Here is a 23,643-nt window from a genome sequence, read left to right on the forward strand (position 1 = left end):
GCGACGTCCTCGCCGCGCACGCGTGACCTCGTGCCCCGTTCTCAGTTGAACGGGGCATGAAGAAGCGCAGCATGCTCGCCATCGCCTCCCTCGCCACCGGATTCGTCGTCGCGGCGGTCACCCCGTCGCACGCGCTCGGGGAACAGCTGTCGGGCCTCACCGTGGGCGACACCGTCAGCAGCCTCGACCCGGTCCTCGCCCACGACAGCCTGGACACGTCCGGCGGCGACGCCGCCGGCGGCGACGCGTCCGGCGAGCAGGAGAACTGACCCGGTTCAGGGCCGAAAGGCGCCGGTTCCCCGCCACGGGGACCGGCGCCTTCCGCTTGTGCGCCCTCAACGGGGGCTGGTTTCCGTGGCAGGGTGGAGCGGGCAAGCCACAGGGGGCCAACAGAAGAGGGGGAAACGTGACCGTCGTCTGGATCAACGGCACGTTCGGTGCGGGGAAGACGACCACCGCACGGGAACTGATCGAACTGATCCCGAACAGCACGCTCTTCGACCCCGAGGTCATCGGCGGCGCACTCGCACAGCTGCTGCCGGCCAAACACCTCGCCGAGGTCGGCGACTTCCAGGATCTGCCGATCTGGCGCCGGCTGGTCATCGACACCGCGGCCGCGATGCTGACGGAACTCGGCGGCACCCTGGTGGTCCCCATGACCCTGCTCCGCCAGGACTACCGCGACGAGATCTTCGGCGGGCTCGCCGCCCGCCGGATCACCGTCAGCCATGTGCTGCTCGCCCCGGCCGAAACGATACTGCGCGAGCGGATAGCCCACCGGGAGATCCCACCGGACCTCCCCGACGGCGAGATACGGATACGGCAGTGGGCTTACGACCACATCGAGCCGTACCGCGCCGCCCTCGCCTCCTGGCTCGCCGCGGACGCCCATCTCGTCGACAACGGCACCCTCACCCCCTACGAGACCGCCGTCCGCATCGCGGCGGCCGTCGCCGCCGGCGAGGTGCCCGTCTGCGAGATCGTGCAGACCCCCGAACCCACCGCCGAGACGCTGGCCGCCGGCGTCCTCCTCTTCGACGAGCAGGACCGCGTGCTGCTCGTCGACCCCACCTACAAGCCCGGCTGGGAGTTCCCCGGCGGCGTCGTGGAGCCCGGCGAGGCACCCGCCCGGGCCGGCATGCGCGAGGTCGCCGAGGAGACCGGCATCCGTCTGACCGACGTACCGCGGCTGCTCGTCGCCGACTGGGAACCGCCCGCACCCCCCGGCTACGGCGGGCTGCGGCTGCTGTTCGACGGCGGACGCCTCGACTCCGCCGAGACGGCCCGGGTCCTGCTGCCCGGACCCGAACTGCGCGGCTGGCGCTTCGTCACCGAACAGGAAGCCGCCGGCCTGCTGCCGCCCGTACGCTACGAACGCCTGCGCTGGGCCCTGAGAGCCCGCGAGCGCGGAGCGGCGCTGTACCTGGAGGCCGGCGTCCCGGTCGGCTACCGGCACGACGGTACGGCGCCCGACACACCCTAGACAGCGCCCTCCGCCACCTTCCCGAGCACCCGGCCGGCCCCCGCGAGCACCGGATCGCCGTGCCCGAAGCAGGCGACCTCCGTGTCGAGTTCCGCCAGCCGCCGCAGCGACGCGAGGGTGCGTGCCCGGTCCAGGTTGAACACACCGGGCAGCACCGCGCCGTCCACGGGGGACGCGGCCACCGCGTCCCCGGTGAACAGCACCCCGTGCCGCGGCAGATGCAACGCGACACTGCCCTCGGTGTGGCCCGGTACGTGGACGACCCGCGCCCCGCCCCCGAAGCCGAGCAGGTCGCCGTCGGACACCTCCGTCACCCGGGCCGGGCGCGGGAAGTCGTCCGGCGGGAGGTGCCTGGCCGCCTCCGCGTGGACCGGGCGCTCCCAGTCCTCGAACACCGGCGGCGGACCGGGTCGTTCACCCCGGACGTACGGCGCGTCCAGACCGTGCGCGTACACCTCCGCCCCGCTCAGCGCGGCGAACTCCGCCGCCCCGCCCACATGGTCCTCGTGGAAGTGCGTCAGCACGATCCGCCGTACGTCGCGCGGGACCCGGCCCAGCCCTACGACCGCCTCGGCGAGCGCCGCGCCCGAGCCGCCCGGACCGGCGTCGACCAGGGTCAACTCGTCCCCGTCCCGCCAGAGATAGGCCTGGCCGACCGGGAAGCGCAGCAGGTGCAGACGGGGGAGGAGTTCGATGACGTCCATGGCAGGACGGTAGAAGGCCCCCCGCCGCGAGGCGAGGGGCCTTGGCCGAGAGCAGAGCGGAGGCGGTGCCTCAGCTCGCCGCGTAGTTGCGCAGGAACAGCGCCTCCGCCACCGACAGCCGCTCCAGCTCCTCGGGCGACACGCTCTCGTTCACCGCGTGGATCTGCGCCTCCGGCTCGCTCAGCCCGATCAGCAGGATCTCCGCGCGGGGGTAGAGCGAGGCGAGCGTGTTGCACAGCGGGATCGAGCCGCCCTGGCCGGCGTACTGCATCTCCTCACCCGGGTAGGCCACCGCCATCGCCTCCGCCATCGCCTGGTACGCCGGGCTGGTCGTGTCGGCGCGGAACGGCTGGCCCTGGCCGATCTGCTCGGTGCTCACCCGCGCGCCCCACGGGGTGTGCGCCTCCAGGTGCGCCTGGAGCAGCTTCGTCGCCTCCGCCGCGTCCACGCCCGGCGGCACCCGCAGGCTCACCAGCGCCCGCGCGCTCGCCTGCACCGACGGGGTCGCGCCGACCACCGGCGGGCAGTCGATGCCGAGCACGGTGACCGCGGGCCGCGCCCAGATGCGGTCCGCGACCGTACCCGAACCGATCAGCTCCACGCCGTCCAGCACCTTGGCGTCCTTGCGGAACTGCTCCTCGTCGTACTGCAGGCCGTCCCACGAGGCGTCCGCGGTCAGCCCGTCCACGGTCGTCGAGCCGTCCTCGGCGCGCAGCGAGTCCAGGACGCGGATCAGCGCGGCCAGCGCGTCCGGCGCGGCGCCGCCGAACTGGCCCGAGTGCAGATTGCCCGCCAGGGTGTCGATCCGCACGCGGACCAGGGTCATCCCGCGCAGCGTCGAGGTGACCGTCGGCAGGCCCACACGGAAGTTGCCCGCGTCACCGATCACGATCGTGTCGGCCTCCAGCAGCTCCGGGTGCGCCTCCGCGTACCGCTCCAGACCGCCCGTGCCCATCTCCTCGGAGCCCTCGGCGATCACCTTGACGTGCACCGGTATGCCGCCGTTCGCCTTCAGCGCGCGCAGCGCCAGCAGGTGCATGATCACGCCGCCCTTGCAGTCGGCGGCGCCCCGCCCGTACCAGCGGCCGTCCCGCTCGGTCAGCTCGAACGGCGGGGTGGTCCAGGCCGCCTCGTCCAGCGGCGGCTGCACGTCGTAGTGCGCGTACAGCAGCACCGTCTTCGCGCCCTCGGGGCCGGGCAGGTAGCCGTAGACCGACTGGGTGCCGTCCGGGGTGTCGAGCAGGGCCACGTCCTGGAACCCCTCGGCGGTGAGCGCGTCCGCGACCCACCGCGCGGCGCCCTCGCTCTCGCTCTTCGGGAACTGGTCGAAGTCCGCCACCGACTTGAAGGCCACCAGTTCGGTGAGCTCCGCCTTCGCCCTGGGCATCAGCGAGGCGACGGTCTCGGCGACCGGATTCGACGACATGAGCACGCTCCTTGTGGGTGCGACGTTGTACGAGTGCGAGTAGTGCCGATCCTCCCACAGCGGCCTCGCGCGATCTTCGCCGTAGGATGCGAAGGACATGGGGGACCCCTGCCCGACCGAGGGCCGGGGGAGCGGCAGGCGGCGGATCGGGAGCAGCAGACCATCGTGAGCAGCGAGAACTCTTCGGCGGACGACGTGCGGCAGGTGTGGGACGTCGTCGTGGTGGGCGCGGGACCCGCGGGGGCTTCGGCCGCCTACGCGGCGGCGGTGGCCGGACGGCGTGTGCTGTTGCTGGAGAAGGCGGAGCTGCCCCGCTACAAAACCTGCGGCGGCGGCATCATCGGGCCCTCGCGTGACGCCCTGCCGCCCGGCTTCGAACTGCCGCTCAAGGACCGCGTGCACGCGGTGACGTTCTCCCACAACGGCCGTTTCGCCCGCACCCGGCGCTCCAAGCAGATGCTCTTCGGGCTCGTCAACCGGCCCGAGTTCGACCAGCGGCTGGTCGAGCACGCGCAGAAGGCGGGCGCCGAGCTGAGCACCGGCGTGACCGTCCAGCGGGTCGAGCAGCACGGCTCGGCGGTCCCGGACCGGCGCACCGTCGCCGTCGTCCTCCAGGGCGGCGAGACGGTGCTCGCGCGGGCCGTGGTCGGCGCGGACGGCAGCGCCAGCCGCATAGGAGCGCATGTCGGCGTGAAGCTCGGACAGGTCGACCTCGGCCTGGAGGCGGAGATCCCGGTGCCGGAGACGGTCGCCGAGGACTGGAAGGGGCGGATCCTCATCGACTGGGGGCCGATCCCGGGCAGTTACGGCTGGGTCTTCCCCAAGGGCGACACGCTCACCGTCGGCGTGATCTCGGCGCGCGGCGAGGGCGCCGCGACCAAGCGGTACCTGGAGGACTTCATCGGGCGGCTCGGTCTCGCGGGCTTCGAACCGAGCGTCTCCTCCGGCCATCTGACCCGCTGCCGCGCCGACGACTCGCCGCTGTCGCGCGGGCGGGTGCTGGTGTGCGGGGACGCGGCGGGGCTGCTGGAGCCGTGGACCCGCGAGGGCATCTCGTTCGCGCTGCGCTCGGGGCGGCTCGCGGGGGAGTGGGCGGTGCGCATCGCCGAGGCGCACGACGCCGTGGACACCCGCCGGCAGGCCCTGAACTACGCGTTCGCCGTCAAGGCCGGGCTGGGCGTGGAGATGGCCGTCGGCAAGCGGCTGCTCCAGGCGTTCGAGCGGCGGCCCGGCCTGTTCCACGCGGCGCTGACCGGTTTCCGGCCGGCCTGGCGGGCGTTCATGGACATCACGCGCGGCTCGACGTCCGTGGGCGAGATCGTCCGGACCCGGCCGATCGCGCAGCGGGCCCTGACCCTGCTCGACCGGCGGGCCGGGGCCTGGCCCGGGGCCGAGACCGAGTCCGCGGGTGCGGCAGGGTCCGGAGCCGGGGCCGGGAACGGGTCGGGATCCGGGAGCGGGAACGGGAACGGAACCGCCGGGGCCGAGGTCAGCTCGTCGTCCTGACGGAACTCGTCTCGATGCGGAAGACGGGGTGGTCGGGGGCGATACGGCGCAGCTCGGCGTCGGGGGAGTGGGGGCCGACGCCGTTGAAGAACACGCCCACCTCGGCCTTCCACCGCTTAAGGTAGGCGCGCAGGAGCGGCGGCTTGTCGTCGTCGGCGACCTCGGTGGCGGTGAAGGCCTCCACGGTCCGGCCGAGACGCAGCTCGCCGCCGCCTGCCGCGCGCATGTTGTGCGTCCACTGGACGTGCCCGCGCGGCGCGACGAGATACCGCCCGCCGTCGACGGTCAGCACGTTCACCGGCGTGGTCCGCCACTCGCCGCTCTTGCGGCCGCGGACGGCGAGGACGCGGGAGCCCCAGACGCTGAGGCCGCGGCGGGTCAGCCAGGCGACGGCGCGGTTGATGACGTTGACGGTGAGCCAGCCGGGCTTGCGGATGTGGGTGGACATGGTTCCCCCTGGAGGTCGTGGGTGGGGCGTGGGTCATGGGTGGGGCGTGGGTGCGGGCGCGGCCTTGGGTGTGCGCCGCCGTCAGTGTGAGCAGTGCTCTCGGTTGTGAGCAGTGTGCACGAGAGCGCTGATCCAACGCAAGAGCGCTGCTCTCGAATGTGTGCACCGATCTCGCTCATGTGCGCTGCTCTCGCTCGCGCGCACTGCTCTCACTCGCGTGCACTGCTCTCGTTCACGTGCAGTGCTCTCGTTTCAGTGCACCGCTCCCGCATCCATGGAAGACTGCCGCCATGAGCAGCAGCGACACGGCAGGCACAAGCGCCACCCCGAGCGCCCCGCACGACGCCCCCAGCGCCCCGCACGACGCCCCCAGCGCCCCGAGCACCCCGCACGACGCCCCCAGCGCCCCGAGCACCCCGCACGACGCCCCGAGCGCCCCCAGCGCCCCGCGCGGTGCCCGCGCCCGAGCCCGGATCGAAGTCACCGAGGCCATCAAAAGCGAGGCCCGCCGGCAGCTCGCGGTCGACGGCGCCGCCAAGCTCTCCCTGCGCGCGGTCGCCCGGGAACTCGGCATGGTCTCCTCCGCGCTCTACCGCTACTTCCCCAGCCGCGACGACCTGCTGACCGCGCTCATCATCGACGCCTACGACTCCCTCGGCGAGGCCGCCGAGACCGCGCACGACGCGGTGGCCGACGCCGGGCCGGTACGGCGCTGGACGGCCGTGTGCGAGGCGGTGCGCGCGTGGGCGCTCGCGCACCCCCACGAGTACGCCCTGATCTATGGCTCGCCCGTGCCCGGCTACACCGCCCCGCAGGCCACCGTCCCGCCCGCCGCCCGCGTCGGACACCTCCTCATCCGGATCGTGCGCGACGCCCACCGGGGCAAGGGCGTCGCCAGGACCCCGTTGCCCGCCGGGCTCCGCGCCGAGGCCGAGCGCATCGCCGCCGACCTCGCCCCCGACCTCCCGCCGGAGGTCGTGGCCGTGCTGGTCGCGGCCTGGGCGCAGCTGTTCGGGCTGGTGGGCTTCGAGGTCTTCGGCCAGTTCAACCGGGTCGTCGAGGACCGCGAGCCGTTCTTCCGCCACGCGGTGGCCCAGCTGGCCCACTCCGTGGGGCTCGTGCACAAGTGATCGCCGAGCGGCCGCAGGCTTCCTCCGGGCACTGCCGCGAGGGCGGCGGCATCCGGGCGGACGTACCCCGTGGGGAGTACATGTGATGACCTCCCGCGGGGGACGCCGGTGACGCGGACCGGCGTCTGGCGTGGCGGGCATGGAGGAGCAGCGCGTACGTCCGGGCGGTCCGCCCGCGTGGTGGGGGCCTGGGCCGCCGTGGCGGGACGGCGCGGACGGGGAGGAGCGACGGGCCCGGTGGCCGTGGCGTTCCACCGTGCTGCTCACCGCGTTCGTGCTGGCGGGCTCGCAGATCGCCGCGCGCGGCCAGCTGGACGAGCGGGCCGCCCTCGACCCCTTCGCGCGCGTCCTGCTGCTGATCGCGGCCGGGCAGCTGCTGTGGCGGCACCGGTGTCCGCGGGCCGTGGCGTTCGGTACGGCGGCGACCGTCGCGGTCTACCTGGGCGCCGGGTATCCGTACGGGCCGGTGCTGCTGACGGTCGCCGTCGCCTGCTTCAACGCGATCGTCACCGGGCACCGCAGGGCCGCCTGGGCGGCGCTCGGCACGCTGCGGGCGGCGCATGTGCTGGTCGCGCACCGGCCGTACCGGTGGCTGCCGCCGTCCGGGGACACGGCGGCCTCCTGGGGACAGGAGGCGGTGACCGCCGCCTGGGTCGTGGCGATCGTGGCCCTCGCGGAGCCGGCCCGCGCCCGGCGCGAGCAGGGGGCGCGGGAGCGGGCCGAGCGGGCCCGGGCGGCGCGGCGGCGGGCCGACGAGGAGGGGCTGCGATCGCCCGCGAGCTGCACGACGTCCTCGCGCACAGCCTCTCCGTGATCAACGTGCAGGCGGGCGTCGGACTCGCCCTGCTGGACACCGACCCCGAGCAGGCGCGGACCGCGCTCACCATCATCAAGGGCGTCAGCAAGGAGGCGCTGGGCGAGGTCCGCCAGATGCTCGACAGTCTGCGCACCCCCGGGGACGCGCCGCGTGCCCCCGCCCCCGGTCTCGACCGGCTGCCCGAGCTGGTGGAGGCGGCGGCGGACGCGGGCCTCACCGTCCGTGTCGAGGGCACGGCCCCGCGGCTGCCGCCGGCCACCGACCTCGCCGCCTTCCGGATCGTCCAGGAGGCGCTGACGAACGTCGTCCGGCACTCCGGCTCCCGGCACGCGCGCGTGCGGTTCACCCGCGAGGCCGGCGCGCTGCGGCTGCGGATCGACGACGACGGCCCGGCGACCGGCGCCGACGCGGGCGGGCGGCGGCAACGGGCTGGCCGGGATGCGGGAGCGGGCCGCCGCCCTCGGTGGCACCATCGAGGCGGGCCCGCGCCCCGACGGCGGGTTCCGCGTGGTCGCCGTACTGCCGCTGGCGCCGCCGCACCCCGAGGAGGAGGACCGGTGATCCGCGTACTGCTCGCCGACGACCAGCACCTGGTGCGGGCCGGTTTCCGGGCGCTGCTCGACGCGCAGCCCGACATCGAGGCCGTCGCGGAGGCCGCGGACGGCGAGGAGGCGCTGCGCCGGGTCCGCGAAGTGCGCCCGGACGTCGTTCTGATGGACATCCGCATGCCCGTCCTCGACGGACTCGCCGCCACCCGGCGGATCACCCGGGACCCGGGGCTGGCGGACGTGAAGGTGGTCATGCTGACCACGTTCGAGCTGGACGAGTACGTCTTCGAGGCGATCCGCGCGGGCGCCTCCTGGTTCCTGGTGAAGGACACCGAGCCGGACGAACTGCTGCGCGCGGTCCGCGCGGTGGTCGCGGGCGACGCGCTGCTCTCGCCGGGCGTGACCCGGTGGCTGATCGCCGAGTTCGCCGCCCGCTCCAAGGAGCCTGCGGTGGCCGGCGCGCTGGCCGCGCTCACCGAGCGGGAGCGGGAGGTGATGGCGCTGGTCGGCATCGGCCTGTCGAACGAGGAGATCGCCCGCCGCCTGGTCGTCAGCCCCCTCACCGCCAAGACCCATGTGAGCCGCACGATGGTGAAGCTGGGCGCCCGCGACCGGGCCCAACTCGGCGTACTGGCCTACGAGTCGGGGTTGGTGCGGCCGGGCCGGCTCGGCTGAGCGTCCGTCCGGAAGCGGACCAGGACCGAGATCACCCGCGCCGCGAACAGCACCAGCGCGACCACCTGAGCGGTGCGCAGCAGCACGGTCTCCGCGATGCCGGGCAGGGTGAACAGCCACACCGGCCCGGCCAGCGCCCCGAAGACCACCGCCGCCGCGAAGGCCGCGCTGCACAGCGCGTAACCGATCTCCACCGTGATGGCGTCCCGTGCGGCCTGGTCGCGCCGCCCCCCGTATGTCGTCATGATCCGAGTTTCGCAGCCGTGCGCCCGGCGGGACAACGGGCTCCGCCGGGCGCCGGGGCTTTCCGTCACCTGAGGTCACATGGAGGGCGTCCTCAGTCGCGTACCGGCACGCGCTCCGCCTGCGGGGCGGTGGACTTGACGACCACCACGGACGGCCCGCCGCGCCGGGTGCGCAGACCCGTCAGCGAGATCAGCAGGCCGGCGACGGCGATGCCCGTGACCACGACGAGGCCGGGCCGGTAGCTGTCGAGGACGGCCTGCGGGGAGGCGCTCGCGGGCGTGTTGGCGGTGACGACGGCGGTGACCACCGCCAGGAAGATCGCGCCGCCGACCTGCACCGAGGTGTTCAGCAGCCCGGACACCATGCCCTGCTCGTGGTCCTCGACCCCGTTGGTGGCCTGGATGTTCAGCGACGGGAAGACCAGCGCGCAGGCCGCGCCGATCAGCAGCATGCTGGGCAGGATCGCGACCGCGTACACCGGGTCGAGGTCGACGCCGAGGAACAGCGCGTATCCGGCGACCATCAGCGCGAAGCCGGCCGCGATCAGGCGCGGGGTGCCGAACCGGTCGACGATCGCGCCCACCTTAGTCGCGGACAACGCCACCAGCGCGCCCGCCGGCAGGAAGGCGAGCGCCGTGTGCAGCGCCGACCAGCCGAGCAGCGACTGCATGTACAGGGTGACCAAGAACTGGAAGCCGACGTACGACCCGAAGAAGGCCATCGCGCCGAGCTGGGCGCGGACCTGGGTGCCGGAGCGCAGCACACCGAGCCGCACCAGCGGTCCCGGCGAACGCCGCTCGACCAGGACGAACGCCGTCAGCAGCACAGCCACCGCCAGGAAGGACAGCAGGGTGCGGGCGGCGGCCCAGCCGGCCTCGGGTGCCTGGACGACGGTGAAGACCAGCAGCAGCATCGCGGCGGTGCCGAGGACGGCACCGGGGATGTCGTAGCCGCGGTGCTCGCGTTCGCGGGTGCTGTGCGGGAGCAGCTTCAGACCGGCGAGCAGGGCGATCAGGGCGATCGGCGCGGGCAGCAGCATGGTCAGGCGCCAGCTGGCCTCGGTGAGCAGCCCGGACAGCACCAGGCCCATGGAGAAGCCGGTGGCCGCGCAGGTGGTGTAGATGGACAGGGCCCGGTTGCGCAGCGGGCCCTCCGGGAACGTCGTGGTGATGATCGACAGGCCGGCCGGGGCGGTGAACGCCGCGCTCAGCCCCTTGATGAAGCGGCTGGCGATGAGCAGCGGGCCGGAGTCGACGAGTCCGCCGAGGAGCGAGGCGAGGGCGAAGACACCCAGGGCGACGAGGAAGACCTGGCGCCGGCCCAGCAGGTCGGCGGTGCGTCCGCCGAGCAGCAGCAGGCCGCCGTAGCCGAGGATGTAGCCGCTGACGATCCATTGCAGGGTCGAGGTGGACAGGCCGAGGTCGGTGCCGATGGACGGCAGGGCCACGCCGACCATGGACACGTCGAGCGCGTCCAGGAACATGGCGGCGCAGAGCACGAGCAGGGTGCCCCACAGGCGAGGTGTCCAGCGCACCTCGGAGGACGGGGCGTCGGTGAGCGGAGAGGTCATGACCGGGACACTACATGCACGCGCATGAGATGCAAACGCATTTAATTCCGATGCAATAAAACGGTTTCTCTGCTACGGTGCGGACATGGCGGCGAAGAAGGCGGCCGAGCAGGCGCTTGTGGAGCAGTGGCGGGACATCCTGGCGGTGCACGCCCGCACCCAGGGAGAGCTCGACCGGGCCCTGCACGGGCACGGTCTGTGCGCCAGCGACTTCGAGGTCCTCGACGTGCTGGCCCAGGGCGAGCGGCCGAAGGGCCCGTGCAGCTACCGCGTGCAGGAGATCTCCGGGCGCATCCATCTCAGCCAGAGCGCGCTGTCCCGGCTGATCGCCCGGCTGGAGAAGGACGGGCTGGTCAGCCGCGGCATGTGCGAGGAGGACCGGCGCGGCGTCCGCGTGGCCCTCACCGACAAGGGGCGGGCCCTGCACGCCGAGGTGCTGCCGGTGCACCGGGCGGTGCTGGCCCGGACGCTGAGGGGCGAGGCGGACGACGCCGGTGACCTGAACGACGCGGGTGACCCGGGCGACGCGGGCGGTCCGCAGGGTGCGGACGACGGGGCGCGCGCGGCGGGCGCGGAGGATGCCGAGACCGGCTGACCCGCGGCACCCGCGGCCGGCGGCCGGTGTCCTCAGACCGCCGACCGCTCCCGCCACAGCGCGGCCAGCGCCCGGTCGCCCGTGACCGACGGCACGGGCACCCGGTTCCACAGCGCCAGATACAACTCCTCGGCGTCGCCCGACAGTTCGCAGTCCGCCTCCCCGGAGTCGTCTCGCGTGGCCACCGGCGGCTCCGAGGACAGTCGTACGGTCCACACCGCGTCCGCGTCCGTGGCGCGCACCCGCAGTGTGCGGGGCGTCTCCGTGCGGACCCGGCTGCGGGAGCGGGCGTGGAAGCCGCGCAGCAACTCGTCGATGCCGTCCGCCGCGAGGTCCGGCTCGACCGGGTCCGGGGTGCCGCCGAGGGCCGCCTGCGCGTCGTAGCGGTGCACGGTCGTCTCGTGCGCCTGGCGGCGTGCCCAGAACTCCAGTGGTGACGGCGCCGGCAGGAACGTGAAGCAGACGACGTCGGGCGCCGCTCCGGAGAGGGTGTCGACGAGTCCGCGGTGGCTCTCGCGGTACCAGTCCACCAGCTCCGCCCCGTCCAGGCCGGGAGGGTCGTCGATGGGGCGTCCCTCCGTGCGTCCTTCGCGGACGTACGACGCGGCCCAGCGGTGGACCGCGCCGAGGTGGCGCAGCAGATCGCGCACCCGCCAGCCGGGACAGGTGGGGACCTTGGCGTCCGTACCGGCCTGTTCGGCCGCCGCCGCGAGCAACCGGCCCTCCCGGTCGAGGGTTTCGATGAAACGGCCCGTCTTCGGGGCGGTGGGTGCCATGCGGGCGAGTGTGCCGGATGAAGTGCGCTCCAGCGCAAGGGAGTTTCCGCACACGCGTCGACGAGGCGTGCCCCGCACGGGCGTTCACACGGCCGTTCAGGGGTGCTCCAGGGCCGCGGAGGCCGCGCGACCGGGTGTCGACCGGTGGCGCTTCGACCACGCTCGACGGCGGCCTCGTCCAGCAGGCGATCGCCGCCCGGGACGAGATCAACAGGACCCCGTCCTACCGTGCCGTCGCCCCCGTCGACGGGGTCCAGAGCTACCAGGCCACCATCCGCGCACGCCCCATCACCGACGACCCGGCCCGCAGCTTCTGACCCGTGCACTCAGGGGCCCGGCACACCGCGGGGGAGCCGGGCCCCTGACGCGTTCAGGCGGCGGGGAGTTCGCGTCAGGTGGCCGTGACGCGCCGCGTCGTCAGGCCGATCAGCGCGGCGAGCGCGGCGAGCACCGCGACGCTGGTGAGCGCGGCCGGCAGGGAGAACCAGTCGGCCATGAAACCGATGGCGGGCGGACCGAGCAGCATGCCGCCGTAGCCCAGTGTCGAGGCGACGGCGACCCCGTTCGAACCGGAGAGGGCTCCCGCGCGCTCCACGGCGACCGGGAAGAGATTGGCGAGACCGAGGCCCGCGACCGCGAACCCGAGCAGCGCCGCCCACAGCCACGGCGCGAGGGCGCCGAGCAGCATGCCCACCGCCGCGGTGGCACCGCCCGCCACCACCGTGCGGGTCCGGCCCAGGCGCTCCAGCAGCACCGTCCCGCTCAGCCGGCCCACGGTCATGGCGAGGGCGAAGCAGGAGTAGCCGATCGCGGCGACGCCGGGGGAGGCGCCGAGGTCCTGCTCCAGGTGCAGCGCGCCCCAGTCGGCCAGGGCGCCCTCGCCGTAGGCGGTGCACAGGGCGATCAGTCCGAAGACCAGGACGAGGGCGCGGGTGCGGCGGTCCGGGCGGTCCTTGTGGCCTGGGCGGTCCGGGCGGTCCGGGCGGTTCTTGTGGTCTGGGCGGTCCGAGTGATCTGGACGATCCGGGCGATCCGGGTGATCCGGGCGAGGTGTGGCGCCCGCCGTGGGGCGCAGCCGTTCCGGGGGCTGCGGCAGCCGGTGGCGCAGCAGCCCCGGTGCCGCGACCGCGGTGACCGCCAGGCCGACGACGGTCAGCCCCAGCAGGTGCCGGGTGGGCGACACCGCCCCCGCCACCAGGGCGCCGAGCCCCGCGCCGAGCATCCCGCCCAGGCTGAACGCCGCGTGGAAGCTCGGCATGATCGGCCGGCGCAGCGCGGCCACCAGATCCACGGCGGCGCTGTTGAAGGCCACGTTGATCCCGCCGTACGCCGCTCCGAACACCAGCAGCACCGCGCCCAGCGTGAGCGCCGAGTGGGTGAGCGGGGGCAGGGCGACGCTCAGGGAGAGCAGGACGGCGCAGACGACGGTGACCCGGTGGTTGCCGAACCGCCGGCACAGCCGCCCGGTCAGGGTCATCGTGACGACGGCGCCGGCGGACACGCCGAGGAGGGCGAGCCCGAGGCCGCTGGGGGACGCGCCGGTCTGTTCCTTGATGGCGGGGATCCGGACGACCCATCCCGCGAAGACGAAGCCGTCGAGGGCGAAGAAGGTGGTCAGGGCGATGCGGAGACGGGTGAGCTGGCTGGGGTGACCCGGCACGACGCTGTGCGAACGGGTTTTGTTTATTTCCGGCACAAACTCAGACTAGGAGGGGCACCGGGGGCGGGCAAGGGGGTGGACAGTGGGGTGGACAAGGCCTCGGGCCCGGGCAAGGGGGGGGCGAACAATGCCTCGGAGCCGGGCTTGTAACGCCCGTATGGCGTCGCCACGACGGTGTCGTTGCAGTACCGGCCGGCCCGGTGGGGACTTGTTGACCGGTCTTTGACGCGTCGTTAGGTTCGGCGTCATGCGGACCTCCGAGCGCTTTTACCGGCGGCGGGCCATTGATTTCATGCGGGTCGCCACCGCGGTGTGTAGCTGACGTTCCACCGCGGCCCCTTCTTCCGATCTCCCGCTCCGAAGGCGTCCATGATCGCTCATATACGCATGCCCGCAACCAGGGCCGCGGCTGTCGCGGCCGCGTCCGCTCTCGTTCTGCTGCTGACCTCGTGCGTGGATTCCGCACAGACCGCCTCGGTCGGCAAGGACGTCTCCGGCCGGGAGATCCCGGCCACCGTCTCGCCTGACACCACCCTCACCGTCGGATCACCGGAACTGAAGGTCGCGCTCGAATTGTCGGGGCAGATCGACAAGCTGCCCTTCAAGGTCGCGTGGGCCAACATCAGCGGTGGTCCCAAGTGCTCCGAGGCCTTCCGGGCGGGCGCGCTCGACGTCTGCTCCGCCGCGGACATCCCGGCGATCAACGCCTACTGGACGGGTCTCGACACCAAGCTCGTGGCGGCCGAGTTCCGCAAGGACCCCCTGCGGTACCCGGTCTACGAGCTGGGCATCGCGCCCGGCGCGGGCATCAAGACCCTCGCCGACCTGCGCGGGAAGAAGATCGCCTACAGTCCGGGGCAGGCGCAGGGCGCGCTCGTGCTGCGGATCCTGCGGAAGGCCGGCCTCACCCAGGACGACGTCGAGCTCGTCGAGCTGGCCAGCACCGACGACGTCTATCCCACGGCGCTCGGCAACCGCCAGGTGCACGCCGCCCCCATCGCGGACGTCAACATCAAGCGCTATCTCGCGAAATACGGAAAGGACGGCGCCACCACCATCCGGCACGGACTGCGCGACGATCCCGAACATCTGTGGGCGCTCACCGACTCCGTCAGCGACCCCGAGAAGTCCGCCGCGATCAGGGAACTGGTGGAAATCTGGGCGCGCGCCCGGATCTGGATCGACACACACCCCGAGGAATGGGTCGAGGGCTTCTACGTCAAGGACCAGGGCCTGAGCCGCGAGGACGGCGAATACCTCGTGGAGCGGGCCGGGCATCCGGACATTCCGGCGGACTGGGGCGCGGCCATCCGGCGTCAGCAGCAGACCATCGACCTGCTGGCGAGGGAACAGCAGCGTGAGGCCTTCGACGCGGGCATTCTCTTCGACCGCCGCTACGAATCCGTGGGCGCCGCCGCCATCGAGGGAGCCGGAGAGGCGGGCGCCGGGAACGCCGCAGCGGACCGCACCGCGGGAGACGCCTCATGAGCGCCGCCGTCTTCGGCCATCAGCCGACCCCGCCCTCGTCCCCGGCCTCCTCGTCTGCCGGCTCCTCGCCTGCGGTCTCCTCGTCCACGGTCTCCTCGTCTGCGGTCTCCTCGCCCGCGGTCTCCCCACCCGCGACCTCATCGTCGACGGGCTCCCCACCCCCAGACTCCCCACCCCCAGACTCCTCGCCCCCAGACTCCTCGCCCCCAGCCTCCCCGCCCGCCCCCTCGTCCGCCGGCCCCCGCCGCCCCCGCCCGCGGCTCGCACCCGGACGTCCCGTGCCGTACGGGTGGGCGCTCGGACCGCTGCTGCTGTTCGCCCTCTGGGCGGGCGGCTCCGCGGCCGGGCTGCTCGACCCGCGCAGTCTGCCCTCGCCGTGGACCGTCGCCGCCACCACCGGCGACCTCCTCGCCGGCGGACGGCTCCAGGACCACCTCGCCACCTCCGCCCGGCGGGCCCTCCTGGGACTGCTCTTCGGCGTCGCGGGCGGGCTGCTGCTCGCGCTCGTCGCCGGGCTCAGCCGGATCGGCGAGGCGGTCATCGACGGCCCCGTGCAGATCAAGCGGGCCATCCCCTCGCTGGCGCTGATCCCGCTGCTCATCCTGTGGTTCGGCATCGGCGAGACCATGAAGGTCGTCACCATCGCCCTCGGCGTGTTCGTCCCCGTCTACATCCACACCCACAACGGGCTGCGCGCCATCGACCACCGTTACGTCGAACTCGCCGAGACCGTCCGGCTCGGCCGGCTCGCGTTCGTCCGGCACGTCGTCCTGCCCGGTGCGCTGCCCGGCTTCCTGCTCGGGATGCGCTTCGCGGTGACCGCCGCGTGGCTCGCGCTGGTCGTCGTGGAACAGGTCAACGCCACCAGCGGCATCGGCTACATGATGGAGCTCGCGCGGACCTACGGGCAGACCGACGTCATCCTCGTCGGCCTCGTCGTGTACGGCCTGCTCGGGCTCTTCTCCGACGCCCTGGTGCGGCTCGTGGAGAGGGGGACGCTGTCATGGCGACGCACCCTCGGCAGCTGACCGGCGCGCAACCCCGCGACGGCGAGCGGGCCGCCGTCCGGATCGAGCAGCTGGTGCGCTCCTTCGGGCAGCGCCGTGTCCTCGACGGACTCGACCTCACCATCGCGCCCGGCGAGTTCGTGGCCCTGCTCGGCCGCAGCGGCTCCGGCAAGAGCACCCTCCTGCGGGCGCTGGCCGGGCTCGACCGGGACGTGCGGGGCAGCGGCACCCTCGTCGCCCCCGACCACCTCTCCGTCGTCTTCCAGGACGCCCGGCTGCTGCCCTGGAAACGCGTGCTGGACAACGTCGTCCTCGGCCTGACCGGGCCGGACGCCGAACAGCGCGGCCGGGACGCCCTCGCCGAGGTCGGTCTGCGCGGACGCGAACGCGCCTGGCCGGTGGAACTCTCCGGCGGCGAGCAGCAGCGCGTCTCGCTCGCCCGCTCCCTGGTCCGTGAACCGCGACTGCTGCTGGCCGACGAACCCTTCGGCGCGCTGGACGCCCTCACCCGGATCAGGATGCACGCCCTGCTGCGCCGGCTGTGCGCCCGGCACCGGCCCGCCGTACTGCTCGTCACCCACGACGTCGACGAGGCGATCGTCCTCGCCGACCGGGTGGTGGTGCTGGACGAGGGCCGGATCGCCGCCGACCTGCCGGTGGAGCTGCCCGCCCCGCGCCGCCCCGACGGCCCCGAGTACGCCGCACTGCGCGAGCGTCTGCTCGTCCGGCTGGGCGTGGACCCGCTGGAGGAGGTCACCCCCGTATGACCGGGCGACGCCACCTGCACCTGAACCTCTTCGTCTACCCGGGCGGCCACCACGAGGCGGCCTGGCGCCACCCCGGCACCGATCCGGAACGGCTGCTGGACATCGGCTTCTACCAGGAGCTGGCCCGCGCCGCCGAAGACGCCACGTTCGACGCCGTGTTCCTCGCCGACGGGCCGTCCCTCGCCGACGACGTCCGGCACGCCAGCCGCTTCCGGCTGGAACCGTTCACCTGGCTGGCCGCCATCGCCGCGGCCACCGAGCGGATCGGGCTGGTCGCCACCGCGTCCACCACCTACACCGAGCCGTACAATCTGGCCCGGCTCCTCGCGTCCCTGGACCATCTGAGCCGGGGCCGGGCCGGCTGGAACATCGTCACCACCGGCGCCCCGCAGGCCGCCGCGAACTTCGGCCTCGACGCCCACCCGACGCACGCCGAACGCTACGACCGCGCCGACGAGTTCGTGGACGTCGTCACCAGGCTCTGGGACAGCTGGGAGGACGAGGCACTGGTCGCCGACCAGAAGACCGGGCTGTTCGCCGACACCGACCGCATCCACCCCATCGACCACCAGGGCCGCCACTTCCGGGTGCGCGGCCCCCTCAACACACCGCGCAGCCCCCAGGGCCGCCCCGTCTACGTCCAGGCCGGCTCCTCACGGGACGGCCGCGCGTTCGCCGCCCGCCACGCCGAGGCCGTGTTCACCGCCCACCAGACGCTGGCGAGCGGACAAGAGTTCTACGCCGACATCAAGAGCCGGGCGGCGGCGCTCGGCCGGGACCCGGACCTGGTGCTCGTCCTGCCCGGCATCAGCCCGTACATCGCCTCCACCGAGGCGGAGGCGCACGCGCTGCGCCGGCAGTTCGACGAACTCGTCCAGCCCGCCTACTCGCTGGACCTGCTGCACCGGCTGCTCGGCGTCCGCCTCACCGCCGACCGGCTCGACGAGCCCTTCCCGCGCGAACTCGTCGAAACCGGCAGCGAACGCGGCAACGGCAGCCGCTTCCGGCTGGTCCTCGACATCGTCGACCGCGAACGGCCCACCGTCCGCGAGCTGCTGCACCGCCTCGCCGGGGCCCGCGGCCACCAGGTCGTCGCGGGCACCCCGGAGCAGATCGCCGACCACATCCAGGAGTGGTTCGAGCACGGCGCGGCCGACGGCTTCAACATCATGCCGCCCTGGCTGCCCGGCGGGTTCGGCCGCTTCGCCGAGCACGTCGTGCCGATCCTCCGCGCCCGCGGCCTGTTCCGCACCGCCTACCGGGGCACCACCCTGCGCGACCACTACGGACTCCCGCGCCCCGCCGCCGTATCCCTGACCCCCCTGACACCCGCGATCTCACCCAAGGACCCCGCATGAGTGCGCTCAGATCACGACTCGCCCTCTCCGCGCTGGGCGCGACCGCCCTGCTCACCACCTCCGTCGCGGTCCCGCAGGCCACCGCGGCCGGCCACGACCGGGCGGCGACCGCGCTCACCTGGTACGACGCCACGGCCGAGACCATCGCGACGGCCGGCGCGCCCACCCAGGTCACCAACAGCCGCACCTGGGCGATCGGCTGGCTCGCGGCGGCCCGCGCGACCCGCGCGGTGCCGGACGGCGTGGAACGCCGCCCCTACCAGGAGGCGGCCCTCGCCGCGGCCGTGCACCGCGCCCTCGTCACCCTCGTCCCGAGCCGCGCCGAACAGCTCGACGCCCAGCTGACGGCGACCCTCGACGCCATCCCCGACGGCCCCGCGGAACGCCGCGGTGTCGCCGCCGGACAGCGCCAGGCGGACCTCGCCCTCGCCGAGCGGCAGGGCGACGGGCTCGACCCCGCGACCGTGAACGCGCCCTACCCCGTGCGGCCCGCCGCGCCCGGCGTGTGGCAGCCCACGCCGCCCGCGTACGCCCCGGCCACCCAGTACGGCAACCGCCTCGCCCGGCCGTTCGCGCTCACCACCGCCGACCAGTTCCGGCTGGGCCCGCCGCCCGCGCTCGACTCCGCGCGCTACGCCGCCGACCTGGCCGAGGTGCGGGCGTACGGCGCGGCGGACAGCGCGGTGCGCAGCGCCCGGCAGACGGAGACCGCCGCCTTCTGGTACGGCTCCTCGCTCACCCTCTACACCGAGCCGCTGCGGGTCGCGCTCTCCCGCACCGCGCGGGGCATCGCCGGACAGGCGCGGCTGGTGGCGTTGTTCCACACCGCGCTCGTGGACACGCAGATCGCCACCTCCGACAGCAAGTACGCCTACGAGCGGTGGCGTCCGGTGACCGCGATCCGCACCGGCGCCCTCGACCCCGACCCCGCCTGGACGCCGCTGCACACGACCCCGTCGCACCCCGACTACCCGAGCGGCCACGCCACCTACTCCGGCGCCGCCGAGACCGTCCTGTCGGTGCTCACCGGCCCCCGCACCGCCCCGTTCGACCTGACCAGCCCCACGGCGCCCGGCGTGACCCGCACCTACACCGCCTGGAAGCAGCTGTCCGACGAGAACGTGGACGCCCGGGTGTGGTCCGGCATCCACACCCGCACGGCCGACGAGGCCGGCATCACCCTCGGCAGGAACGTCGCCCGCCACACCCTCCGCCACGCCGGCCACCTCCTCACCGCCCGCTAGGGGGTGTCCGCCCTCCTCGGCAGCCGGCACGCCCCGGCTCGTCCTCACCGTGCGCGTGCCGCGCAGGCCCTGACATCCGCGTCCGAGTCCCCGGTCGCGGCCGTCAAGGGCGGCGTCCGGACGTACGTCACCGGCTGCCGGGCGGACCCGGCAGCCGGTGTGAGCGAGGGTTCACCGGCGCGCTCCGGAGCCCTCCGGCTCGCCGAGGGGGCGCGCCGGTGGTCCTCAGCGGCTCCCGGTCCAGGTGTGGGCCACGTCGATGACGACCCGGTCGGCCACCTGCGTCACCCGGAACGGCAGGCGGGCGCGGACGCCCAGGCCGATCTGGGTCTCGCCCTCGAAGCTGCCCGCGAAGCGGGTGTCGCGGAAGGTGCGGTACCCGGTCAGGTCGACGCCGGGCAGGGGGCGCCCCACCCGGCCGGGGTAGGTGGGCGCGCCGGTGTCGGGGTCGTAGGCGGGGGCGGTGACCCGCACCTCGAGGACGGCGCCGCCGGCGACCGGGACGGGACGCCCCGATCCGTCCTGGTGGAGGCGTTCGACGTAGCCGACCCGGTAGCCGACGTTCTTCCCGCCGCCGGGGATGTCGACGACCAGCCGGTCGAAGCAGGCGTGGCGGCCCGCCCTGATGTCCGTCACCGGTGCCGTGGTGCCCGCGTCGGCGGTCTTGGCGCGGCTGCCCCAGCCGGTGGGGCAGGCCGTGGTCTGGGTGGTGGTGAGCGCGGTGGCCTGGGCCGGCACCGTCGCCGCCGCCAGTGTCGCGCCCATGAGCGCGACTGCCGCCCATGCTGTTCGTGTACGTGCCATGGTGTCCCCCGGGGGGATGAGCTGTCCGTTATCAGCTGAGACAGCCGGGTTCCCGGAATGGTTGCGCTCTCTCCGGCGAAAACTGGACAGCGGCCGTACGCCCGACCGGTGAGGCCGGACGGACGGCCGCCGCCGTGCCCCGGATCAGGCGCTGGGCGCCGGGTAGGTCGGGTACTCCACCCCGGAGACGTGCTGGACGACGCGGATCACCTGGCACGAGTAGCCGAACTCGTTGTCGTACCACAGGTACAGGATCGCGTTGTCGCCGTCGACCTTGGTGGCGCCGGCGTCCACGATGGACGCGTGGCGCGAGCCGATGAAGTCGCTGGAGACCGCGTCGGGCGCCGTGGTGAAGTCGATCTGGCGCTTGAGCGGCGAGGTCAGCGAGACGTTCCGCAGGTAGTCCAGGACCTCCTCGCGGGTGGTCTCGCGGCCCAGGCGCAGGCTGAGGATGGCGATCGACACGTCCGGCACCGGCACGCGGATCGAGCTGCCGGTGATCGGCGCCTTCAGGTCCGGCAGCGCCTTGGCGACGGCCGAGGCGGCACCGGTCTCGGTGATCACCATGTTGAGCGGCGCGGACCGGCCGCGGCGGTCGGCCTTGTGGTAGTTGTCCAGCAGGTTCTGGTCGTTGGTGAACGAGTGGACGGTCTCCACGTGGCCGCGCAACACGCCGAACTCGTCGTCCATCGCCTTCAGCGGCGGGACGATCGCGTTGGTGGTGCAGGAGGCGCAGGACAGGATCTTCTCGTCCGGCTTGATCGTGTCGTGGTTGACGCCGTGCACGATGTTCGGGACGTCGCCCTTGCCCGGCGCGGTCAGCACGACCTTGTCGATGCCGGGACGCAGGTGCTTCGACAGGCCCGCGCGGTCGCGCCACTTGCCGGTGTTGTCGATGAGGATGGCGTTCTTGATGCCGTACGCCGTGTAGTCGACCTCGGAGGGGTCGTCGGCGTAGATCACCTTGATGGTGTTGCCGTTGGCGACGATCGTGCCGGCTTCCTCGTCGACGGTGATCGTGCCCTGGAACTGGCCGTGGATCGAGTCGCGGCGCAGCAGCGAGGCCCGCTTCACGAGGTCCTGGTCGCCGCCGCCGCGCACCACGATCGCGCGCAGCCGCAGCCCGTTGCCGGAGCCGGCCTTCTCGATGAGCAGGCGGGCGACGAGGCGGCCGATGCGGCCGAAGCCGTAGAGGACGACGTCGCGGCCCTCGCCGCGCTCGATCTTGTTGGCGCCGGTGGCGCCGGCGACGGCCTCGGCGGTGAAGTCCTCGATCGACAGGCCGCGGTCGTCGGCCTTGTAGGTGGCCGCGAGCATACCGATGTCGATCTGGGACGGCCCGAGGTCGAGCGTGGTCAGCGCCTGCAGGAACGGCATCGTCTCGGTGACCGACAGCTCCTCGCCGGCGATCTGCCGGGCGAAGCGGTGGGTCTTGAGGATGCTGACGACCGACTTGTTCACCAAGGAGCGGCTGTGGAGGAGGACGGTGACGTCCCGCTCCCGGTGCAGCTTCCCGATGATCGGGATCATCGACTCCGCGATCTCTTCGCGGTTCTTCCAGTTTGTGAACGAGTCCTCGTTGACAGTCACAGATCCATCTTTCGAGCTAGGTGGCGCTCAGATGATAACCATGCTGGCGTCCGGTGACTGTGACCGGGGTCGCTCCGGCCCGTATCCGCAGGCGCCCTTGACAGGGTGCGTACTGTTTCGCCACGTTTGAGCCTCGCGGCGCAGTTCTGGGGGGAGCGGTCGGCCATGCGAAGCTCGCGCAGCATCACGGTCCACGGACCGGAGGAACTGGAGGCCCCGCTGACGCGGGCCCGGCACCGGGCGATGGACGCGTCGCCCGTGGCGGCGGCCCACCGGCTGTGGCGCGGACCCGTGCGCGGACTGCGCAACACCGTCCTCGCCCACCCGCGCCTGCGCGAGCCCGCCGACCGCCTGCTGAAGACCGCCGGCACCCTGCGCACCGGCCGCGTAACCGGCGTCCTCGCGCGCACCCGGACGCGCTGAGTCCCACGTCCGGCCTGCCACCGTCCCCGCCCGCCGTGACACGACGGCCCACGCCCTCCCGACGTGCCGCCGGTCCCGACGACCCGCCCCAACGGCTTTCACGGAAGAACGGAAGAGGTGACGATGCCGTACGGATCGCGGCTCGCCGCGGCGATGACACGGCGGCTCGGACGCGAGTGCGTCTACACCCCCTCGGCCCGGCTGGCCCTCTACCTGGCCCTGCGGCGCTGGTGCCGGCCGGGCGCCCGGGTGCTGATGTCCCCGGTCAACGACGACGTGGTCTTCTTCGTGGTCCTCGCCGCCGGACTGCGCCCTGTCCAGGCACCCGTGAACGTCTGGGACGGCAACATCGACCCGGACGCCGTCCCCGACACCACCTGGCGCACCGTCGACGCCGTCCTGACCACCAACCTGTACGGCATGCCCGACCGGGTCGTGGACCTGCGCCGGCGCTGCGACACCCTCGGCATCCCGCTCATCGAGGACGCGGCGCACGCCATCGGCACCCACGTGGACGGACGCCCCATCGGCACCTTCGGCACGGCGGCGGCCTTCAGCCTGTCCAAGCACGTGGCGGCGACGGCCGGCGGCTTCCTCGCCGTCGAGGACGCCCGCACCCGCCGCGAACTGGAACTCCTGCGGGACGATCTGCTGGTCCCGCGCCGGCTGCGCGCCGACCTGGCCACCACCCTGCGCCCCCTGGCCCGGTCCACCGTGCGCACCCTGCACCTGGTGCGGCCCGTGTGGCGCTCCATGCGCCGCCTCGGCCTGCTCGAACGCGACGACTTCCGGATGGCCCTGCACGCCCCCCGCCTCACCGGCTCGGCGCGCGAGGCGCCCAGCCTCACCGCGTACGAACCGTGGGTCCGCGTCGACCTGCACGACTTCCGGGCCCGCCACGGCGCGCTGCTGCGCGGCCAGCTGGGGCTGCGGCTCGCCCGGCTCGACGGCGACCTCGACCGCCGCAGGGCCGGTGTCGCCGCGCTGGCGCGCAGCGCCTGGTCCTCCCCGCCGCTCCGGGCGCTCACCGCCCACGACGGCCTGGTGCCGCTGTTCCGCGTGCCCCTCCTGGTCCACGACCGGGACGCCCTCGTGGAACGGCTCGTCGATCACGGGGTGGTCGCCGGATACGTCTACGATCCGCCGCTCGACGACTACGCCGGCCCCGAGTTCACCGACCCGTCCCCCCACCCCGCGGCCGCCCGCTGGTTCGCCTCCCACGTGCTGCCCGCCGACCCCCTCCTGGCCCGCCGGATCATCCACGCCCTGACCAGGGAGCGGGCCACCCCCGCCCGGCCCCCGCTCCCGGAACCGGTCCGGGACGCCGCCCCGCCCGCGCCGCTCGGGCAGTAAGGGGGGGGCCGCAGCCGGGGGAGGG

General features: G+C 73.6%; 20 protein-coding genes and 4 pseudogenes. 15 read left to right on the top strand and 9 right to left on the bottom strand.

Going from position 1 to position 23,643, the window contains the following annotated elements; all coding sequences use genetic code 11:
• The first annotated feature begins 56 nt into the window (after positions 1-56).
• Together AB0K92_RS10640 and AB0K92_RS10645 are read left to right on the top strand one after the other, a co-directional pair.
• Positions 57-269 (top strand): hypothetical protein, encoded by a 213-nt coding sequence (locus tag AB0K92_RS10640; RefSeq protein ID WP_365921407.1) that lies wholly within the window; start codon positions 57-59, stop codon positions 267-269.
• Positions 270-406: 137 nt separating this feature from the next.
• Positions 407-1,483 (top strand): NUDIX domain-containing protein, encoded by a 1,077-nt coding sequence (locus AB0K92_RS10645; RefSeq protein WP_365921409.1) that lies wholly within the window; start codon positions 407-409, stop codon positions 1,481-1,483.
• Here the strand turns inward: AB0K92_RS10645 and AB0K92_RS10650 are convergent.
• Entirely contained in the window at positions 1,480-2,187 is a 708-nt protein-coding gene (locus tag AB0K92_RS10650; protein ID WP_365921411.1) for an MBL fold metallo-hydrolase, read from the bottom strand. The two genes, AB0K92_RS10645 and AB0K92_RS10650, sit on opposite strands and share 4 nt — an antisense overlap.
• Before the next feature lie 70 nt (positions 2,188-2,257).
• Complete coding sequence (locus tag AB0K92_RS10655; RefSeq protein ID WP_365921413.1) at positions 2,258-3,613, bottom strand: dipeptidase; 1,356 nt, start codon at positions 3,611-3,613, stop codon at positions 2,258-2,260.
• A 165-nt stretch (positions 3,614-3,778) separates the two neighbouring features.
• On the opposite strand from AB0K92_RS10655, the gene AB0K92_RS10660 reads away from it, so the two are divergent.
• Positions 3,779-5,119 carry a geranylgeranyl reductase family protein gene (locus AB0K92_RS10660; RefSeq protein WP_365921415.1) on the top strand — a complete coding sequence of 447 codons (1,341 nt, stop codon included), beginning with the start codon at positions 3,779-3,781 and terminating at the stop codon, positions 5,117-5,119.
• Here AB0K92_RS10660 and AB0K92_RS10665 read toward each other — a convergent pair.
• Positions 5,103-5,567 carry a nitroreductase family deazaflavin-dependent oxidoreductase gene (locus AB0K92_RS10665; RefSeq protein WP_365921417.1) on the bottom strand — a complete coding sequence of 155 codons (465 nt, stop codon included), beginning with the start codon at positions 5,565-5,567 and terminating at the stop codon, positions 5,103-5,105. The genes AB0K92_RS10660 and AB0K92_RS10665 overlap by 17 nt on opposite strands.
• A 290-nt stretch (positions 5,568-5,857) precedes the next feature.
• On the opposite strand from AB0K92_RS10665, the gene AB0K92_RS10670 reads away from it, so the two are divergent.
• The 3 genes and pseudogenes from AB0K92_RS10670 to AB0K92_RS10680 all read left to right on the top strand — a co-directional run bounded on the left by AB0K92_RS10670 (position 5,858) and on the right by AB0K92_RS10680 (position 8,737).
• Positions 5,858-6,697, top strand: coding sequence for a WHG domain-containing protein (locus AB0K92_RS10670; protein ID WP_365921419.1), 840 nt, complete (start codon positions 5,858-5,860; stop codon positions 6,695-6,697).
• A 139-nt stretch (positions 6,698-6,836) separates the two neighbouring features.
• A pseudogene (locus AB0K92_RS10675) lies at positions 6,837-8,075 on the top strand (sensor histidine kinase).
• On the top strand, positions 8,072-8,737 hold the full coding sequence (locus AB0K92_RS10680) for a response regulator transcription factor (RefSeq protein ID WP_365921421.1): 666 nt from the start codon (positions 8,072-8,074) through the stop codon (positions 8,735-8,737). The pseudogene AB0K92_RS10675 and the gene AB0K92_RS10680 overlap by 4 nt, the downstream one beginning before the upstream one ends.
• Here the strand turns inward: AB0K92_RS10680 and AB0K92_RS10685 are convergent.
• Both AB0K92_RS10685 and AB0K92_RS10690 read right to left on the bottom strand, forming a co-directional pair.
• A complete protein-coding gene (locus AB0K92_RS10685; RefSeq protein ID WP_365921423.1) occupies positions 8,698-8,982 on the bottom strand; it encodes a DUF6332 family protein in 285 nt (94 codons plus the stop codon). The two genes, AB0K92_RS10680 and AB0K92_RS10685, sit on opposite strands and share 40 nt — an antisense overlap.
• Before the next feature lie 92 nt (positions 8,983-9,074).
• The gene (locus AB0K92_RS10690; protein ID WP_365921425.1) at positions 9,075-10,553 is read right to left on the bottom strand and encodes an MFS transporter; all 1,479 of its coding nucleotides are present in this window, start codon (positions 10,551-10,553) and stop codon (positions 9,075-9,077) included.
• An 85-nt stretch (positions 10,554-10,638) separates the two neighbouring features.
• Between AB0K92_RS10690 and AB0K92_RS10695 the strand changes: the two are divergent.
• Positions 10,639-11,025 (top strand): annotated as a pseudogene (locus AB0K92_RS10695) (MarR family transcriptional regulator); the annotation flags it as partial.
• A gap of 155 nt (positions 11,026-11,180) precedes the next feature.
• On the opposite strand, the gene AB0K92_RS10700 reads toward AB0K92_RS10695, so the two are convergent.
• Positions 11,181-11,924, bottom strand: coding sequence for a maleylpyruvate isomerase family mycothiol-dependent enzyme (locus tag AB0K92_RS10700; protein WP_365921427.1), 744 nt, complete (start codon positions 11,922-11,924; stop codon positions 11,181-11,183).
• A 134-nt stretch (positions 11,925-12,058) separates the two neighbouring features.
• Here AB0K92_RS10700 and AB0K92_RS10705 point away from each other — a divergent pair, with 134 nt between their 5' ends.
• Positions 12,059-12,241 carry a hypothetical protein gene (locus tag AB0K92_RS10705; RefSeq protein ID WP_365921429.1) on the top strand — a complete coding sequence of 61 codons (183 nt, stop codon included), beginning with the start codon at positions 12,059-12,061 and terminating at the stop codon, positions 12,239-12,241.
• Positions 12,242-12,315: 74 nt separating this feature from the next.
• Here AB0K92_RS10705 and AB0K92_RS10710 read toward each other — a convergent pair whose 3' ends face one another.
• A complete protein-coding gene (locus AB0K92_RS10710) occupies positions 12,316-13,584 on the bottom strand; it encodes an MFS transporter (protein ID WP_365921431.1) in 1,269 nt (422 codons plus the stop codon).
• A gap of 387 nt (positions 13,585-13,971) precedes the next feature.
• On the opposite strand from AB0K92_RS10710, the gene AB0K92_RS10715 reads away from it, so the two are divergent.
• The 5 genes and pseudogenes from AB0K92_RS10715 to AB0K92_RS10735 all read left to right on the top strand — a co-directional run bounded on the left by AB0K92_RS10715 (position 13,972) and on the right by AB0K92_RS10735 (position 19,448).
• A complete protein-coding gene (locus tag AB0K92_RS10715; protein ID WP_365921433.1) occupies positions 13,972-15,072 on the top strand; it encodes an ABC transporter substrate-binding protein in 1,101 nt (366 codons plus the stop codon).
• Positions 15,073-15,302: 230 nt separating this feature from the next.
• A pseudogene (locus AB0K92_RS10720) lies at positions 15,303-16,100 on the top strand (ABC transporter permease); the annotation flags it as partial.
• Positions 16,076-16,846: an ABC transporter ATP-binding protein gene (locus AB0K92_RS10725; RefSeq protein ID WP_365921435.1), complete on the top strand. Its 771-nt coding sequence runs from the start codon at positions 16,076-16,078 to the stop codon at positions 16,844-16,846. The pseudogene AB0K92_RS10720 and the gene AB0K92_RS10725, both read left to right, overlap by 25 nt.
• Positions 16,843-18,204, top strand: coding sequence for an LLM class flavin-dependent oxidoreductase (locus tag AB0K92_RS10730; RefSeq protein ID WP_365921437.1), 1,362 nt, complete (start codon positions 16,843-16,845; stop codon positions 18,202-18,204). Before AB0K92_RS10725 ends, AB0K92_RS10730 begins: the two co-directional genes overlap by 4 nt.
• Positions 18,201-19,448 carry a vanadium-dependent haloperoxidase gene (locus AB0K92_RS10735; protein WP_365921439.1) on the top strand — a complete coding sequence of 416 codons (1,248 nt, stop codon included), beginning with the start codon at positions 18,201-18,203 and terminating at the stop codon, positions 19,446-19,448. The genes AB0K92_RS10730 and AB0K92_RS10735 overlap by 4 nt, the downstream gene beginning before the upstream one ends.
• Before the next feature lie 225 nt (positions 19,449-19,673).
• On the opposite strand, the gene AB0K92_RS10740 is transcribed toward AB0K92_RS10735, so the two are convergent.
• Together AB0K92_RS10740 and AB0K92_RS10745 are read right to left on the bottom strand one after the other, a co-directional pair.
• On the bottom strand, positions 19,674-20,213 hold the full coding sequence (locus AB0K92_RS10740) for a hypothetical protein (protein WP_365921441.1): 540 nt from the start codon (positions 20,211-20,213) through the stop codon (positions 19,674-19,676).
• 183 nt (positions 20,214-20,396) lie between these two features.
• Entirely contained in the window at positions 20,397-21,842 is a 1,446-nt protein-coding gene (locus AB0K92_RS10745; RefSeq protein ID WP_165995841.1) for a glyceraldehyde-3-phosphate dehydrogenase, read from the bottom strand.
• 255 nt (positions 21,843-22,097) lie between these two features.
• Here AB0K92_RS10745 and AB0K92_RS10750 point away from each other — a divergent pair.
• Both AB0K92_RS10750 and AB0K92_RS10755 read left to right on the top strand, forming a co-directional pair.
• Positions 22,098-22,265, top strand: a pseudogene (locus tag AB0K92_RS10750) (cellulose biosynthesis protein CelD); the annotation flags it as partial.
• 123 nt (positions 22,266-22,388) lie between these two features.
• Positions 22,389-23,618, top strand: a complete 1,230-nt coding sequence (locus AB0K92_RS10755) for a DegT/DnrJ/EryC1/StrS family aminotransferase (RefSeq protein WP_365921443.1) — start codon at positions 22,389-22,391, stop codon at positions 23,616-23,618.
• Positions 23,619-23,643: the final 25 nt, after the last annotated feature.

It is taken from the genome of Streptomyces sp. NPDC052687 (genome assembly GCF_040678395.1).
GTDB lineage: Bacteria > Actinomycetota > Actinomycetes > Streptomycetales > Streptomycetaceae > Streptomyces.

What these genes read in the sequence shown, in the direction of transcription:
- AB0K92_RS10640 (WP_365921407.1), top strand. Translation starts at nt 57, where the DNA reads ATGAAGAAGCGCAGCATGCTCGCCATCGCCTCCCTCGCCACCGGATTC.
- AB0K92_RS10650 (WP_365921411.1), bottom strand. Translation starts at nt 2,187, where the DNA reads ATGGACGTCATCGAACTCCTCCCCCGTCTGCACCTGCTGCGCTTCCCG.
- AB0K92_RS10655 (WP_365921413.1), bottom strand. Translation starts at nt 3,613, where the DNA reads ATGTCGTCGAATCCGGTCGCCGAGACCGTCGCCTCGCTGATGCCCAGG.
- AB0K92_RS10665 (WP_365921417.1), bottom strand. Translation starts at nt 5,567, where the DNA reads ATGTCCACCCACATCCGCAAGCCCGGCTGGCTCACCGTCAACGTCATC.
- AB0K92_RS10670 (WP_365921419.1), top strand. Translation starts at nt 5,858, where the DNA reads ATGAGCAGCAGCGACACGGCAGGCACAAGCGCCACCCCGAGCGCCCCG.
- AB0K92_RS10685 (WP_365921423.1), bottom strand. Translation starts at nt 8,982, where the DNA reads ATGACGACATACGGGGGGCGGCGCGACCAGGCCGCACGGGACGCCATC.
- AB0K92_RS10690 (WP_365921425.1), bottom strand. Translation starts at nt 10,553, where the DNA reads ATGACCTCTCCGCTCACCGACGCCCCGTCCTCCGAGGTGCGCTGGACA.
- AB0K92_RS10700 (WP_365921427.1), bottom strand. Translation starts at nt 11,924, where the DNA reads ATGGCACCCACCGCCCCGAAGACGGGCCGTTTCATCGAAACCCTCGAC.
- AB0K92_RS10715 (WP_365921433.1), top strand. Translation starts at nt 13,972, where the DNA reads ATGCCCGCAACCAGGGCCGCGGCTGTCGCGGCCGCGTCCGCTCTCGTT.
- AB0K92_RS10725 (WP_365921435.1), top strand. Translation starts at nt 16,076, where the DNA reads ATGGCGACGCACCCTCGGCAGCTGACCGGCGCGCAACCCCGCGACGGC.
- AB0K92_RS10730 (WP_365921437.1), top strand. Translation starts at nt 16,843, where the DNA reads ATGACCGGGCGACGCCACCTGCACCTGAACCTCTTCGTCTACCCGGGC.
- AB0K92_RS10735 (WP_365921439.1), top strand. Translation starts at nt 18,201, where the DNA reads ATGAGTGCGCTCAGATCACGACTCGCCCTCTCCGCGCTGGGCGCGACC.
- AB0K92_RS10740 (WP_365921441.1), bottom strand. Translation starts at nt 20,213, where the DNA reads ATGGGCGCGACACTGGCGGCGGCGACGGTGCCGGCCCAGGCCACCGCG.
- AB0K92_RS10755 (WP_365921443.1), top strand. Translation starts at nt 22,389, where the DNA reads ATGCCGTACGGATCGCGGCTCGCCGCGGCGATGACACGGCGGCTCGGA.